At 45.0% G+C, this 16,100-nt stretch carries 13 protein-coding genes; 6 read left to right on the top strand and 7 right to left on the bottom strand.

All coding sequences use genetic code 11. The annotated features are described in order from the left end of the window. Nucleotides 1-10 precede the first annotated feature (10 nt). Entirely contained in the window at nt 11-676 is a 666-nt protein-coding gene (locus F461_RS0102725) for a succinate dehydrogenase/fumarate reductase transmembrane subunit (protein ID WP_019999622.1), read from the bottom strand. A gap of 1,103 nt (nt 677-1,779) precedes the next feature. Here F461_RS0102725 and F461_RS16900 point away from each other — a divergent pair. Together F461_RS16900 and F461_RS0102740 are read left to right on the top strand one after the other, a co-directional pair. Further along, on the top strand, nt 1,780-2,691 hold the full coding sequence (locus tag F461_RS16900; protein ID WP_019999623.1) for a LysR family transcriptional regulator: 912 nt from the start codon (nt 1,780-1,782) through the stop codon (nt 2,689-2,691). Between the two features lie 237 nt (nt 2,692-2,928). Then, nucleotides 2,929-4,389, top strand: a complete 1,461-nt coding sequence (locus F461_RS0102740; RefSeq protein ID WP_019999624.1) for a carbon starvation CstA family protein — start codon at nt 2,929-2,931, stop codon at nt 4,387-4,389. A gap of 363 nt (nt 4,390-4,752) precedes the next feature. Here F461_RS0102740 and F461_RS0102745 read toward each other — a convergent pair whose 3' ends face one another. Genes F461_RS0102745 through F461_RS0102755 form a run of 3 tightly spaced genes read right to left on the bottom strand, consistent with a single transcriptional unit; the run spans nt 4,753 to nt 7,868 of the window. After that, entirely contained in the window at nt 4,753-5,316 is a 564-nt protein-coding gene (locus tag F461_RS0102745; protein ID WP_019999625.1) for an epoxyqueuosine reductase QueH, read from the bottom strand. Between the two features lie 2 nt (nt 5,317-5,318). Then, nucleotides 5,319-6,788: an Rne/Rng family ribonuclease gene (locus F461_RS0102750; protein ID WP_019999626.1), complete on the bottom strand. Its 1,470-nt coding sequence runs from the start codon at nt 6,786-6,788 to the stop codon at nt 5,319-5,321. 48 nt (nt 6,789-6,836) lie between these two features. After that, on the bottom strand, nt 6,837-7,868 hold the full coding sequence (locus F461_RS0102755; protein WP_019999627.1) for a radical SAM protein: 1,032 nt from the start codon (nt 7,866-7,868) through the stop codon (nt 6,837-6,839). Nucleotides 7,869-8,069: 201 nt separating this feature from the next. Between F461_RS0102755 and F461_RS0102760 the strand changes: the two genes are divergently transcribed. From F461_RS0102760 to mutM, 4 genes are all read left to right on the top strand, one after another. Then, complete coding sequence (locus F461_RS0102760; RefSeq protein ID WP_019999628.1) at nt 8,070-8,936, top strand: tRNA (adenine-N1)-methyltransferase; 867 nt, start codon at nt 8,070-8,072, stop codon at nt 8,934-8,936. Between the two features lie 228 nt (nt 8,937-9,164). Then, nucleotides 9,165-10,430: a phenylacetate--CoA ligase family protein gene (locus F461_RS0102765; protein WP_019999629.1), complete on the top strand. Its 1,266-nt coding sequence runs from the start codon at nt 9,165-9,167 to the stop codon at nt 10,428-10,430. Continuing rightward, on the top strand, nt 10,421-11,674 hold the full coding sequence (locus tag F461_RS0102770) for a ChaN family lipoprotein (protein ID WP_019999630.1): 1,254 nt from the start codon (nt 10,421-10,423) through the stop codon (nt 11,672-11,674). The genes F461_RS0102765 and F461_RS0102770 overlap by 10 nt, the downstream gene beginning before the upstream one ends. Then, nucleotides 11,674-12,534 (top strand): bifunctional DNA-formamidopyrimidine glycosylase/DNA-(apurinic or apyrimidinic site) lyase, encoded by an 861-nt coding sequence (gene mutM, locus F461_RS0102775; RefSeq protein WP_019999631.1) that lies wholly within the window; start codon nt 11,674-11,676, stop codon nt 12,532-12,534. Before F461_RS0102770 ends, mutM begins: the two co-directional genes overlap by 1 nt. Nucleotides 12,535-12,713: 179 nt before the next feature. On the opposite strand, the gene F461_RS0102780 is transcribed toward mutM, so the two are convergent. The 3 genes from F461_RS0102780 to F461_RS0102790 form a co-directional block, all read right to left on the bottom strand. Further along, nucleotides 12,714-13,184 (bottom strand): HAD family hydrolase, encoded by a 471-nt coding sequence (locus tag F461_RS0102780; RefSeq protein WP_019999632.1) that lies wholly within the window; start codon nt 13,182-13,184, stop codon nt 12,714-12,716. A gap of 95 nt (nt 13,185-13,279) precedes the next feature. Continuing rightward, nucleotides 13,280-14,659, bottom strand: a complete 1,380-nt coding sequence (locus tag F461_RS0102785) for a sigma-54-dependent transcriptional regulator (RefSeq protein ID WP_019999633.1) — start codon at nt 14,657-14,659, stop codon at nt 13,280-13,282. 6 nt (nt 14,660-14,665) lie between these two features. Continuing rightward, nucleotides 14,666-16,096, bottom strand: a complete 1,431-nt coding sequence (locus F461_RS0102790; protein WP_019999634.1) for a sensor histidine kinase — start codon at nt 16,094-16,096, stop codon at nt 14,666-14,668. Between the last annotated feature and the right edge of the window lie 4 nt (nt 16,097-16,100).

Below are 16,100 nucleotides of genomic sequence, written 5' to 3' on the forward strand. Positions count from 1 at the left end.
TCCTTCTAGCTTATATGCCACTGTGCAGAGGCAGATACATAAATCGAATAAGCGTGATGAGACCTATAAAGATGAAGCCGCCCATAAGTGCGTTTTCTCTTTTTTTATACCATGTACGGTTGTCCTTTGTGATGACGCCGTATTTTACCCCGATGCGGTAAAAACCGATGCCTACGTGGATTTCTGCAACTGGGAGAAGGATAAGATAGAACGGCAGCCAGCCTCCGTGCTGGATACGTGCCGCACTCTTAACTGCTGTAATAGGCAGATCCGTTAATACAACCCACATGTGTATACCGGCCATAATGAGGATGATAAGAGCAGTGGCAACCTGTGCCAGCCACATCCAGGTGTCACGGTGCTTCATCATAACGCTATGTTTGATGAAGGCGTCTGATTCTGAAACCTTCCACGGCATTTTTCGTGCCGCAAGGAGGAAATGTATAAAGATAAGGATGCCAATCAACGGACCACCTACTTGTGCCATGTAGGTAACTTCAAAGAACCACGCAATGGCGTTCATAAGGCCGGGACCTATAATTACACTGGAAACAAGCAGCATGTGCGCCCATAGGAATAAAATAAGCAGGACGCCGGAGATCATTTGGAGAAGATCCAGACGCCCCTGTGTCTTAGTTTTTGAAGGGGCATGTAGAGTGATGGTACTAACGTTCATTATTCATCCTCCATACAAGTTGCATAAAAAAAGTTATTAGTTGTGCATGATAGGTAAAAAAAAGGAACAAATCCACATGATATATCAATTATATTAGTATATTATGTGGATTAATAAAATGTATATGGTTGAGCGCACATGTGGTGTGAAAAAAGTTCTCTTAAAATCAGCCAATCATGATGTTGAAGAGCTGGTTGTGTAAGGAAACAAAGTGGGTATCTTAAGGTGTATTGTGAGAAGTGAGGTGGTGTGAGTGCTACAATAACGTTTGAAGAAGCGTTATTATTCAGTCCGGGCTAGTTCGGACTCATTCGGGAAAAGGAGTTTCTGATGGTGTTGGGCGGGCTGTTGGATTCCCGGATCTTTTGATGTGAAAAGCAAACCTTACTAGAGATAACAAATAGGCCCTCTGCGTGGAACAAACGTTCCTATGCAGGCGTTATCAAGGCGATAGTTATCAATGAGCGATGTATGGAAAACTTGCTCTGTGTATTTAAAACATCTTCTTGCTTATAAGTCCGGACATGTTTGGGTGCATTGTCACGGACTGTAAAGCTGTTGCGCATAGGGTAAAAAGAAGTTGTTTCATAAAAAGTCAAAAGATCCGGAAAAATCCAACAAATCCTATGAAGGGCAATTCATAGGGAAAACGACTGATTATGCGTGTGGTATATCCGAGCGCATAACTTACAGAATGGTATACGGATCGTATAGTTGTCATCGAGTTATGTGTATCGGGCATTGTACCGGCTAATCTCAGTCAGCAAAGCCAAACTTCAAAGAGTAACGTTCTTTTAGTGTGTGCACTAAAAAAGCGTACTCCTTTGAATATCTTTTGCTTTTTTCTTCTTAAAATATGCTAGTAATTTTAAGATGTTGTATTGCAAAAGATTTGCCTGCAACAATAAAAAATCTCCTGCTCGTGGTACAGGAGATTTTTTATAAAAAAGGAGGAAGAGGTCATATGTATCCAAATATCTTATTAAATATGGCAGTACTCACAAGACAAATGAATTAGCGCATGTGGACACAATAACCGGAGTAGATTTAATTTCAAGTTTATAATATTGAAAGATACATTCATTTTTTTTGAAAGAGGATCTATGAATATTACCATCAGGCAAATCGAACTATTCCTTTCGCTAATGCGTAACCCACACATTGGAGCAGTCGCGCAGGAGCATTTTTTGACGCACTCTGCCGTTTCAATGGCGATTAAAGCATTAGAGCAAACTGTGGGTGAACGATTGTTCGACCGGATCAGCAACAGGCTTGTACCTAACGAGAATGGTAAAATTCTTATGGAATGTCTTGAGCCTGCCTTTGAGCAGATTCGTGACGTTGAAACGCTGTTTAAGCGTGACAGAATGGCCGGTGTTCTCCGTGTCGGTGCAAGTTCTACTTTTGCGGATTACATCCTGCCGCAAGTTCTCTATGCATTTAAAAATAAATATCCCCAGAGTCAGATTGAAGTTATTAACTTCAATTCTGAGAACGTTGTTGAGCATGTCGAAAGTGGAGAGATTAATCTGGGCTTTATTGAAGGTGATTATGAATCACGTTCCGCAGAGTTTGAAGAAATTTATAAAGAAGAGCTTGTTGTTGTAACTTCCGATAAATATATGGCCGGGTTGCAAGAATACAGATTGTCTGAGCTGTTGGATTTAGATTGGATATTACGTGAGCAGGGTTCTGGTACACGCCAGACCATGTGGAATTCTTTGGGGCAGGCCAAAAAAAATCTTAATATTTTTATGGAACTTGAGCATATAGAAGCGATTAAGTCGGTGCTGAAAAATCCGGGAACACTTAGTTGCATGTCTCCGTTCTGTTTTCAGCGTGAGCTTGCAAAAGGAGAATTATTTCCTGTGCAGCTCGAAGGAATACGTTTTAAACGCAGTCTTTATGCCGTGATGAACCGACAGAAATATCGTTCCAACCTGTTGAACCAGTTTGTATTTGACGTAAGGGAGCACCTTATGAAAATGCTGCCGCAGGTTTCAGCAGAAGACTAGTCTGGAAAGATAATCTGTGCTCACATCGGGCGCATGGGAATGAACACGCATTGTTATTGTTGGGGAAAAGCTGAAATCTCAGTTTTTCCCCATTTTTTATGCGCAATCTCAATGAGCCATTGTAAAAGCACTTTATTTCAGAGAGATAGTGATATTATACTAGCTATAACTTCTGTTATTATTCACCGTACACAGAATCTGAAATTTTAGGGAGAAAAGCAACTTAAGGAGAAGGGTATGGCATATTTCTTTTTAGCAGTAGCTGCGCTGGTTGTTGGGTACCTTGTCTATAGTAAGGTGGTAGAGGCAAACTTCGGTGCGGATACGTGTAGGGCAACTCCGGCGTGCAGGCTAGAGGACGGAGTGGATTTTGTTAAGATGAATAAGAAGCAGGCATACCTTATCCAGCTTCTGAATATTGCAGGCCTTGGTCCGATTTTCGGCCCTATTCTTGGAGCGCTGTACGGCCCGACTGCTCTTGTATGGATAGTTATAGGCAGTATCTTTGCCGGTGGGGTGCATGATTACTTTTCGGGCATGATGTCCGTTCGATATGACGGTAAATCTATTCCGGATGCTGTGGGGTACAACCTTGGCTCATTCGCCAAGCAGTTCATGAATGTTTTTTCCATCGTTCTCCTGCTTCTTGTAGGTGTTGTCTTTGTACTTGGGCCAGCAGAGCTTTTGGCCAAAAAAATTAGCTTCGGATTTGATGACATAACCTATGCAAAGTACGCATGGACAGCGGCTATTTTTGGGTATTACTTCATTGCAACCATTCTTCCTGTGGATAAAATTATTGGTCGCCTCTATCCACTCTTTGCCGTGACCCTGATTATTATGGCCGTAGGTTTAACCACCATGCTCATCTGGGACGGCTATGACTTCTATCCAAACGGTCTTTCTCTTGCCAATACCAACCCGCAAGGCTTACCGATCTGGCCGCTCATTTTTATTACCATTGCTTGTGGCGCTATCTCCGGTTTCCATGCGACACAGTCTCCGCTCATGTCCCGCTGTATTCCGGATGAAAAATGCGGACGTCCCGTATTTTACGGAGCTATGATTGGTGAAGGTCTGATCGCACTCGTATGGGCAACTTTGGGTATGACTTTCTACAAAACACCGGAAGCACTTCAGGCCGTAATCTCAAACGGTGGCCCTGCAGCCGTTGTTGACCAGATTTCTGTTACTCTCATGGGGCCGATAGGCGGCTTTCTCGCTATCATAGGTGTAATCGCATTGCCGATTACCTCTGGTGATACGGCTTTCCGTTCTGCACGTCTCATTATCGCAGATTTCTTTAAGATGCCGCAGAAGGAAGGCTATAAACGTCTTATCATCGCAGTACCGCTGTTTGCGATTGGTTTTCTTATCACAAGAACTGAATTTTCTGTTATCTGGCGTTACTTCGGTTTTGCAAACTCAACACTCGCAACAATTGTACTTTGGACAGCCGGTGTATACCTTGTCCGGCATGCAAAAAACTACTGGATCGCAGTTGTTCCAGCTGTATTTATGACTGGCGTGGTCAGCACCTATCTTGCAAACGCTAAAATTGGCTTTAACCTGCCGTATGATATTTCCTGCTGGTTCGGCATAATCGCCAGTATTGGTTGTTTTGTTTGGTTTATGATGAAAAAAGGTTCTATCAAAATCAATATTGATGCTGAGGATGGTCCCGGGTTCATTGGCTAGGATCATGTTATCCGCTACCTTTAACGACCAAAGAGAGAACTCACGTTATTTCAATGTCTTTGTCCGTAGTCTCTCATTCTTTGAGAGCTGCTAAGACTTTTTTATAAAAGAGTTTCCCTTTGAGGTCTCCCCTCTTTAAAAAGATAAGGGCTGTCCTACATAGTATAGGACTGCCCTTTTATATTTAAACGAAAGATAGCGGAGCATAAGCCGCAAAGTTGCGCATAAAACGTGCGGATCTCGCAGTAGAAAGTCTTTGGAGAGTCCAGAGAAGCCTTTCTACAGAAAGGTTCTTTGGCCGCCGGAGGCTCGTCGAAGACAACAGGTGTCGCAGACTCGCCGAAGGCAGCAGACAAACCGTAATTATTTCTTCAGCCCACAGGTTTCTTTAAACTCTTTTGCGTAGCGGTCACCTTCTGAGTAGAGGCAGCCGCAGTACTGCTGGCGATAGACGCCCCAGTCTTTGGAGGTTTCGATACCTTCCTTCCAACCGGTACGAAAATCGCGGTAGAGAAACTTGGCACTTCCACCTTGTGCCATATCTTCCCCAAGCTTTTTAATATCCTCATGCTTTTGCATTTTGGAATAGAGCAGGGTTGTTGTCACATAGTCGAAGTTGCCTTTGCGTCCTATAGAGAACGCGCGCTCCATGCGCATGGCGTAGCAGTGAAAACAGCGGTTTTCTTCTCTGTAGCATATGGTGCGAAACCATTTTTGCGGATCGTATTCCTGATCACGCATAATGATTTTAATGTCGAACCGGTTGGCTACTTCAATCGCCCCTTCCCGTCGCCGAAGATATTCTTTGGTCGGGTGGATATTGGGGTTGTAAAAGAAGCCGGTTACTTCCAGTCCTTCGTTTTGCAGTTCCTTGATCGTTGTAATTGAGCAAGGGCCGCAGCACATGTGCAGAAGTACGCGAGCCATTGTTACGCCTTGGCGATTTTGATCTCGATGGACACCTTGTAGGTGCTTTCCAGCTCGAGAAGACGTTCGCGCTTTTGGTTAAGCAGATACATTGCAAGTTCACGCTCTGCTTCGAGTTCAAACTTAGCGGAGATATCTTTGTTGTGACGCAGACGGCGCAGCAGGTCTTTAAGAGACTGCAAGGACTGCCATTCCATGTTCCGGCGTGAACCGGAGCCGTTACAGCATGGGCAGACTTCTGTACTGATGGACAGTGCGGAAGAACCGAGACGCTGACGGACAATCTGGAGCAGACCGAACCGGCTCATTTTACCTACATCGTGCCGTGCACGGTCAATCTTCATGGCGTTGCGGAGTGTTTTTTCCACTTCGCGCCAGTGGTTGCGGTCACGCATTTCAATAAAATCGATAACAATCTGACCGCCGATATCCCGCAGTTTTAGCTGCTGAGCAATGGTCTGGGCTGCTTCCATGTTGGTTTTAAGCGCCATGGATTCAAAATTTGTTTTTCCTGCGATTTTGCCGGAGTTGATGTCGATAGCCATGAGTGCTTCTGTCTGGTCGAAAACAAGACGGCCGCCTGATGGCAGAACAACTTCACGGGAGTAAATTTGTTCAAGCTGCTTTTGCAGGTTGAAGCGTTCCCACATGGAGAGTTCCGGTTGGTTATGAATTCGAACCTGAAGTCCGCGACGAGGGAATACGAGTCCTGCAAACTCTTCAACAGCCTCTGCTGTGCCTTCGTCATCAATCCATACTTCACCTACTTCATCTGTGAGATAGTCGCGTACTGCGCGGGTTGCGAGGTCGCGTTCACGGTAGAGAAGGGAAGGAGCTTCTTCCGTAGTGGCTTTTTTACGTACTTCTTTCCACATTCTTTTGAGGAACCGTAAGTCACGCAGCAGAGATGTTTTGGGCTGAGCCATGCTGACGGTACGAACAATTACGCCGAGATCATCACCCGGTTTCTGTTCATCAAAGATTGCTTTTAAGCGTGACCGTTCTTTTTCGTCGTCCACTTTACGGGAAACGCCAATTTGTTCGCGTCCAGGTGTAAGAACGAGAAAGCGGCCGGGAAGGGATAGATATGAAGTAAGAAACGCACCTTTAGTTCCGGTAGGTTCTTTAACAACCTGCACCAGAATTTCTTGTCCAGCTTTCAGAACTTTCTGAATTGGAGGGTACTTCTTACCCCGGTTAGGGTCATGCGGCGCGAGAAAATATTCCGGATGTACTTCATCAATCTGAAGGAATCCGTTTTTTTCTGCACCATACGAGATAAATGCTGCTTGAAGGTTTGTATCTATGTTGTTGATGACACCTTTGTAGATGTTACCTTTGGTTTTCTGTTGATGAACCATTTCAACATAGTATTCTTGTACTAGGCCCTCTTCGGCTAGTAATACTTCAACCTGTTCGCCTGGCAAGGTGCTGATAAACATCTTACGCTTGCCTTTGCGTGGTCTGACCATTGTGAGTCCTTTAAAAAATCCTTTCCGAATGTTGTCGGGACATTCGGACTACTGGCAGGAGTAGAAAGGCTCATCTGTGTTGAGTGCTGCAGTGCGGTCTGGCTCTGACTTGTAAATATCACCTTCATGCTCCAGTGTGTCCAGTGCTCTTTGGACGTTGGATAGAGGAAGGGTGAGAGCAACCGCAAGCTGCGAAGGTGTCTGTGGTCTGCGTTTAAGCGACTCTAGAACACATTGTTTTACAGCTGACCAGTTTTGTTCCGGCAAGTCTGCAAATTCTCCAGTGGCTGACTGCAAGACAGTCGCTGGGGGTGCGTTTTTTTGTGAAGCATGTTGTGGGCTAGCTGAGCCATTGGCGTCAAATCTAGTAATGCATTCTGAGAGTGCGTTCTGCCATACTTTACGTACGTCAGGGTCAACAGCTTTTGCCAAAGAAAAGGCACCGGGTCTGGATAATGTTGTTACATCAACACGATGAGGCTGTAACTTAGTTACATACTCCTTGAGCAGGGTAAGATTCTCTTGTGAATCATTTATGCCCTGCGACAGTAATATTTCTAGAAAAATTTTGCCGCTGTATTTTTTGCTGAATTGAACAAGGCATTCAGCAAGCTGTGCGACGATAACCCCCCCGCAGGGGCGATTCAATTTTGTAAATTCTTTATCTACTAGTGAATCCAGAGAAGGAAGCACGGCATCTGCTTCCATAAGTGCTTCTTGCACTTCTGAATCACATAAGAGTGTACTATTAGTGAGAACAGCTACAGGGACAGATGGAAGAATCTGTTTGCAGCCCTTGATTATGATGTCTAATTCACTATTTAGACACGGCTCTCCTGAGCCTCCCAGAGTTACGTAATCGGGTAAATTATCGCAATGTTCATCGCGCCATTGGCGCAATTCGTCCAGCAGATCTTTCGCTGGAACATATGGTTTCCGGGTCAGGGTCAGTTCTTCTGTCTTGCCGACTTCGCAGTAAAGGCAGTCCATAGAACAGATTCTCTTCCCGAGAAGATCAAGGCCAAGAGAATGACCGAGTCTTCCTGAATAAACCGGACCAAAAATATATGTAAACTTCATGGCAATTACGTTCCGCACTCTGGTATGATTAGTTACTATACTTACAGGCAGCACAAAAGGACAGCTATTATTTCAATCAAAAAAGTGCCGTAAGTTGGCATGACTGGTATAAAAAACTTGAATTATCAAGATGAGACAGTCTCTTGACAGGTGTCCTATATATAAGTAGGGCGTTGCTCCAACCACGGAGGAAAAAAAAATATGATTAAGCAAGGCGAATTGGTTCTGCTTGTCGGCCCGCGCGGAAAACGCGTTATGCGCCGTGCAGAATCAGGTAACGATATACATGGTAATGATGGCATTCTAAAAATGGAAGACATCATGGCAGCCGGTTACGGCAGCATTGTTTTTACTCATAAAGAGAAGCCATACCGCGTGCAACGCCCTTCGTTGCACGATCTTGTGAAAGGCGTCAAGCGTCAGACACAGGTTATCTATCCAAAGGATATTGGCTACATCTGCATGAAGCTGGGTGTTGGTAATGGTTCTAAAGTTATTGAAGCCGGTTCCGGCTCCGGTAGTCTTACTCTTGCTATGAGCTGGTTTGCAGGGGAAAAGGGCGAAATCCATACCCACGAAGCCCGTGAAGAATTTATGAAGCTTGCTCGTCGCAATCTCGATTGGGCAGGTGTTGGCAAAAACGTAACCTTGTACCACCACAACATCGAAAACGGTTTCCTCGTTGATGATGCTGATGCACTTTTCCTCGATGTGCGTGATCCTTGGGATTACGTAAAATTTATTCCGGATGCGATTAAACCAGGTGCAATGATCGGCTTTCTCGTTCCTACCGTAGATCAGGTTTCCAGCCTCCTTACCGAACTGGAAAAAGGTCCATTTGACGAAGTTGAAGTTTCCGAACTTCTCGTTCGTAATTGGAAACCAGTACCGGATCGCTTGCGTCCAAATGATCGCATGGTAGCACATACAGGCTTCCTTATTTTTGCCCGTCATCAGGAAGGTCTTGAAGCTCTTGAAGGTCACAAATATGTTGGCACTCGAGAGCGCAAGCAGGAAGCGGCGCGTAAAGAGCGTCTTGCTGCTGCTAAAGAAGAATCTGCAGAATAGAAGTTACTTGCGCTAACGCAGCAAGCGTAAAATAAACATAAAATCCCGACTTATTACGAGTCGGGATTTTTTTGTACCTGCAAAAAAATAAAAAAACTTGCACTGAAGACTTGATGTGATATATATCTGAAATATCAGTAAAAAATAGAAAAAACTTGATTTTCTATTCATTCTTCTGTAATGTCAGGGTTTAGTTCCGCATTAAAATTTCTTGTATGGAGAATCCACATGACCCGTAAAGACCGTACAGAAGGCATATATAGCCGACGTGAAGTGCTTGACGAAAGCGAACGTCGTCAGTTTTACCTCATCCAGCTTAAAGACCTTCTTACCTATGCTTATCGCTATTCAGAAGATGTTAAGAAGCGTTTTGACCGTGCTCAGTTTCAGGTAGAGAAATTTAAGTCTCTCTCCGATCTTAAGCATATCCCTATTCTCAAGAAGAAAGAACTTATCTTCCTGCAGTCCATGGGACCGCGTCTTGGTGGGCTTCTCACCAAAGACCTTGGCGAACTGAAGCGCGTGTTCCTTTCTCCTGGACCGATTTTTGATCCTGAAGATCGCACTGATGATTACTGGGGCTACACCGAAGGTTTTTATTCCGCTGGTTTCCGTCCGGGTGACGTAGCGCAGATTACTTTCAACTACCACCTTGCTCCTGCAGGTCTCATGTTTGAAGAGCCTTTGCGTAATCTTGGTTGTGCAACTGTTCCTGCTGGACCGGGTAATGCAGCTACTCAGCTGGAAATCATGCAAAAATTGCGTGTAAGCGGGTATGTTGGAACTCCAAGCTACCTGATGCACCTTGCTCAAAAAGCAGAAGAAAAAGGTTTGAACCTGCGTAAAGATCTCTACCTCGAAGTTGCATTTGTGACTGGAGAGCGTATTTCTGAGAAAATGCGTTCTTCTCTCGAGAAGAAGTTCGACCTTATTATGCGTCAGGGCTATGGCACCGCAGACGTTGGTTGTATCGGTTACGAATGTTACCACAAAACCGGCCTGCACATTGCCAACAGAACGTATGTTGAAATCTGTCACCCTGATACTGGTATTCCTCTTAAAGATGGTGAAGTTGGTGAAATTGTTGTTACTGCATTCAACAAAACTTATCCGCTTATCCGTCTTGCAACAGGTGACCTCGGTTACATCGACAGATCTCCTTGCCCATGCGGTCGAACCTCTCCGCGTCTTGGTTCCATTGTTGGACGCGTAGATACTACCGCTCGTATTAAAGGCATGTTCGTTTACCCGCATCAGGTTGAACAGGTCATGGCACGCTTTGAAGAAATCAAGCGTTGGCAGATCGAAGTTACCAATCCGGGTGGCATTGACGAAATGACCTTGTACGTTGAAGCAAGTAACTTCAAACGTGGGGACGAACTGCTGCACCAGTTCCGTGAAAAAATTAAACTTCGTCCGGAGCTCAAGGTGCTTACTCCTGGCTCACTGCCACCGCAGATTCGTCCTATTGAGGACAAAAGGATATGGGATTAGCCCTAAGAATTCTTTTTTCTGTCGTGATTATAATGGGTGGTTGCGCTTTGGCGCAACCGCCTCTTTCCCTTGCCTCCTCTGTGTCAGCCGTATCTAAAACGGCTAACATTCAACCGGACAAACCTTCTTCAACCACACATCTGCCAATTGAAGGCGAGTTCTTTAACGCCAACGGTTCAAAAGCTTCTCTTACAGACGTTATCGCCATCGCAAAATCATGCGACTACATTCTTATAGGTGAAACTCATAACGTCACTTGCGACCACATTGTTCAAGCAAAAATTATTGCTGCGTTAGCTGAATCCGGTTTGCGTATTACCGTGGGCATGGAAATGTTTGCTCAGGATAAGCAACCGCAACTCGATGCTGTAAACAATGGTGATGTCTCTCTTACCGAGTTCCCGAAAAAAGTAGATTGGAAGGAAGCGTGGGGGTTCCCATACCCGCTTTATGAGCCTATTATTGATGTAATATATAAGCATAAGATCAAGCTTTATGCGCTTAACTTCCCCTTTGAGATAGCCCGAAAAATCGGTGATGATGGAATGGAGAGCCTTACCTCGGAAGAACGTCAATTTCTTCCGGAGAAGACAATTCCTTCGTTGAAAGCGCAAGAGGAAGAGTTAGCACGGATACATGATAAGCATGTTGAGCTGATGACAAAGGATAAGGATGATCCCAAAGCAGCAGAAGTCGCTAAAAAATCATTAGCTCATTATCGTAAGCGCTTTTTTCTTATCCAGTCCATGTGGGATACCTGTATGGCTGAGCAGGCTGTGAAGATACGTAAAAAGACAAAGCTACCGATGGTGATTCTTTCCGGTACAGGACACGTAGAACATGGTTGGGGAATTTCATATCGGCTTTCCAAGCTTGATCCGGATGCCAAGGTGCTTTTAGTTGTTCCGTGGCGGGACACGAGGCCGCTTGTTGCAGATGAAGGGCATATACAGTTTTATTGTCCACTCACAAAGCAAAGCAGACTGGGGTTCACCTTGCGTATGGAAAGTGACGGTGCCACAATTATAGATGTTGCAGATAAATCTGCTGCGTACACAGCCGGGTTCCTTGTGGGCGATAAAATTGTCAAAGTAAGCGGAATGGACGTTACATCCATGATGACCCTTCACAGAGCCGGAGTAAAAGCCGCCAAGGAGGGGAAAGACATGGTCTTTACAGTAATCAGGGGCGACAAGGAGACATCCATCTCTATGCCGGTACCGGAACACTCTCATTCATCATAATGCCAGAATTACCAGAAGTTGAAACCATTGCTTCAGGCCTGTGGCCAATGCTAGCCGGGCAGACAATAGAAGACGTTACCATTCTTAACGACAGCAGCGTTGAAGGGCGGCGCTATGCGTTGGAAAACCTCATAACAGGACGAGAAATTACGCACGTACATAGAAGAGGAAAATTACTGCTTATGGATCTTTCGATTCCGGAAGTTTATGAGCACGAACTCCCCGTGCCTCGTTCTGAGTATCCATTGCAACTTGCGTTTCATCTAAAAATGTCCGGCAGATTGTTTGTTCATCCTGTAGGTACTCCACCTGCACGGCATACCCGCATAATCTTTGATCTGAGCAACGGCAATCGTTTGTTCTTTGATGATGTGCGTAAGTTCGGTTTTTGTCGTGCGTTAGCCCCTTGTGACTATTTAAACTGGCAGTTCTGGCAACAGTTGGGGCCCGAACCTCTTGTTATTAATACAGATCGATTTGTATCTTTATTTCAATCACGTAGAACCCGCATCAAAGCCGCATTGCTAGATCAAAAAGTAATTGCCGGAATAGGTAATATCTACGCGGATGAATCACTTTTTAGAGCTGGAATTCGCCCTGACAAGCCTTCAAATGAGATTTCTCAGAAGAGTCTCAGGCTGCTGCATGTAAAGTTGAAAGAGGTTCTGAAACAAGCCATTCGTGAGTGTGGTTCGTCTATTCGTGATTACCGTGATGCCCATGGTGATGCTGGGGCGTTCCAGAATAACTTCCTAGTCTATGGACGCACAGGGCAGAATTGCCGCGTATGCGGTAATCCGCTTAAAACTGAAAAAGTGGCAGGACGCACCACTGTTTTTTGCGGAACGTGCCAGAAGTAGACGATCTCTTCGAGACTGGCGATATGAACTTATCGACAACGTAGAATCTTTTTCAATATATGAGAATCATAGTATTGGATGCTGAACTGACAAGTTTTTTGTATTTATTATGATACGTAAAAAAATCCCGTGTGTTTTGAGAACACACGGGATTTTTCTATTAATTGATTGCGTGCGTGTTACGTACGCAGTGTCGCTTTGAGTCTTGAAGAGTTTACCAGAGACTCAAGGGCGTAAACTATATTAGGCATAAGTACATCTGCTGCAGCTAATGCTTTAGGTGTAAGTCCTTCCGGCCCAAGAATAGCTATTCCAAGTTCTGCTCTTTGCAGCATGTCAATATCTACATTGCCGTTGCCAATAGCGCATACATTTTCAGAACCCAGGGCTTCTACATATTCTAACTTTTCCTGCTGTTGGTAGGCACTGTTTACAACACGTGTTGTTACTGGAAGGTGTGCTACTTCTTGTGTGACATTCTGGTTAGTGTCAGCGGACAGAATATGTATAGTAAGGAGTTGAGAAAGCATTGAGAGTGCTGGTTCAACGCCATCAATAATACTGCCGTCAAAGGCTATGGTGCCATTAAAATCTAAGACAAGGTGCTCAAATTGCATTGGCTCAAAACCGGGGATCGCAACCTTCAGCATAGGAACTCCAAGTGTTTCAAGGTATAAGGATTAGTTTGAAAATGTGGTGAGAAAACCATCCTTAACATGCTCAGTATAGTGTAGGCGACAGTCTGCTAGTGTCCTGTAATATTGTATTTTTTGAGCTTGTATTGCAGCAGGCTCTTGGAAATCCCAAGTGACTCAGCAGCTTTTACCTGTACGAAGTTGGCTCGAACTAATGCTCTGCGGATGAGGGCAGCTTCGATTTTTTCCAATGTGTCGCTGAGGTCGAGCTGAACGGGAAGTAGGTCAACCGCACTTTTTAACTGACTTTCCTCATCGCGAACTTCCGGTGGCAGGTCGTCAACCGTGATGTCAGAGCCGGTTCCGAGTACGAGGCAGCGTTCGATAACGTTTTCTAACTGCCTAATGTTTCCAGGCCATTCGTAACCGGAAAGGTAATCGAGTGCTTCTACCGAAAATGCGCGTTCTGCAACACCCTGTTGTTCTGAAATCTTTTCAATAAAATGTGCCACAAGCAGTGGAATATCTTCGCGGCGCTCGCGAAGTGGTGGAATCTGCATGTGCACAACGTTGAGGCGATAGTAAAGATCTTCACGGAAGTTGCCCTTTTTAACTTCTTCCAGAAGGTCTTTGTTTGTAGCCGCAACAATGCGGATATCCACTTCAATTTCTTCTGTCCCCCCAACTCGCTCGATGCGTCGTTCTTGAAGGACTCGTAGCAGCTTAACCTGCATATCGTGGGAGAGTTCGCCTATTTCATCGAGGAACAGTGTTCCTGAGTCCGCAAGTTCAAAGCGGCCTCGCTTCATGGCGATTGCACCGGTAAAGGAACCTTTTTCGTGCCCGAAGAGTTCACTTTCCAATAAGCTCGGGTTTAGAGCCATACAGTTTACACTGACAAATGGTGCTCCCTTACGCGGAGAAGAAAAGTGAATAGCGCGGGCGACAAGTTCCTTACCTGTACCGGACTCACCAGTGATGAGTACTGTAGATTTGCTTGGCGCTGCACGGTCAATAAGGGAAAGCACAGATCGAATTGCGCCGCTCTTACCGATAATGTTATTACGGCCGTAACGGGTCTGAAAATTTTCTGTGAGTAACTGGTAATTCTGACGCGCCTGCGAAAGTTCAGCGGCGTTTTGTACAGAAAGCAGAAGCTCGTCATTTGAAAACGGCTTGGCAATGTAGTCGAACGCACCTGTTCGCATAACCTCAACAGCGCTTTGGATAGTACCGAAGGCTGTCATAATAAGAACCGGCAGTCCGGGGTAGTTTTTGCGGACGTGATCAAGAACCTCCGCTCCGGTTATTTTCGGCATTTTCATGTCGGTTATAACAACATCAACGTCAGACTCTTCTAAAAAAGTTAGTGCTGTTTCCGGATCATTCAGCGCTGTAACTTTGTATCCTGCATCTGTGAGAAGCGCTTCGAGAACAAGCAGATAGTTTTTTTCGTCATCCAGAACGAGTAAGTGTTTTTTCTTTTTCATATCTGATTACCTGCCCGGTGTTTTCAGTGGAAATTCCATAGTAACGAGTGCTCCGCCAAGGGTGGATTTGCCTAATGTCAAAGTGCCGTGGTGGCTTTTGACAATGCTGTTTACAATAGGCAGCCCTAGGCCGGTTCCGTTGTCGCGTGTGGTGAAGAACGGGTCGAGCATCTGGTTTAAATGCGCCTGATCGAATCCGCTGCCTGAGTCATGGAATTGCAGCACAGCTGTTTTTCCGCGTGCGGCGCAGATTCGAATTTCTCCTTCGCCGTCCATTGCTTGAATGCTGTTGGAAAGAACATTGTATACAGCACGATAGAGCAAGTCACTATCGCCCTCTATAAAGAATTTTAAATTATAATCCCGTGCAACGGTGATGCCTTTAGATTCAAGCTCATTTTCCAGAAAACCGAGTGCCTGATTGATAATAAGGGCAAGGTCTACCTTGTCATGGCGTGTCGGCTTAGGTTTTGCGTAGTCAAGAAAGTCTGTCACTGTCTGGGCAAGGCGTTTGGATTCATCAAAAATAACAGTCAGCATTTTTTTTGTGAAATCGTCTGTGCTGTCCCGTTTAATCATCATTTCCGCACTGGAAGAGATAATACCAAGAGGATTGCGGATTTCATGTGCAATAGACGAAACCATTCGTCCCATGCCTGCCAGCTTTTCATTTTGATGCAGTTCATGTTCAAGTTTTTCTTTTTCATTAAGTCGCTTAGTGAGCACGCGTTCTGCACGCTTTATGATGGTTACAAGGATCATAAACATCAGTATGGATGAGAAAAAGCTTGAGACAAAAATAAGGCGCTGGAAGCGGATTACACTCATGTAGTCTTTGGTTATATCCTGCGTAATCTCTAGAACACCCATGATAGGAAGCTCTTTTGGCTCTTCGCCTAGTTTTCCTTCGAGACGAAGCGGATAGGTTGTACGCAACGTAAAGGAATTATCCGGAATTTTGAGCATAAAGAGTGCTGTTATCGGGGATATCTTTGATTCGATCTCAAAACTGTAGGTGTTTTGCTTCACAGCTTTTTGTGCAGCAATACCGGCAATACCCGTTTTTCCAAGATCGTCTTTGTTGGTGGAATACGACGTAATTTGTTTGTTGTCGTAAATACGCAGCCCTTTTACATGCAGGCCGTGGATGGTATTTTGAACGACTTGTTCGAGGCGTTCGTATTGGGTCGGGTTGCGAAGCGCAATGCGCCCGTATCCGATAATGGTGGGGAGGGTAAAGCGGCGGAAAATCTGGTGGTTCAGATTTTCCGCCAGCAGTAGTGCAAAGTTTTTTTGTTTTTCAATTAAGGTCTTCCGGGCTTGATCCGCAATGAATGTGGACATGAGCAGACTTGAAATAATGATGACTATGAGCATTGCCCATGAGAGGACTCGAACAAAACCAAACGGCTTCTCGTCCTTGAAGAACCTTAACATTAAA

Source organism: Halodesulfovibrio aestuarii DSM 17919 = ATCC 29578, assembly GCF_000384815.1.
Taxonomy (GTDB): Bacteria; Desulfobacterota; Desulfovibrionia; order Desulfovibrionales; family Desulfovibrionaceae; genus Halodesulfovibrio; species Halodesulfovibrio aestuarii.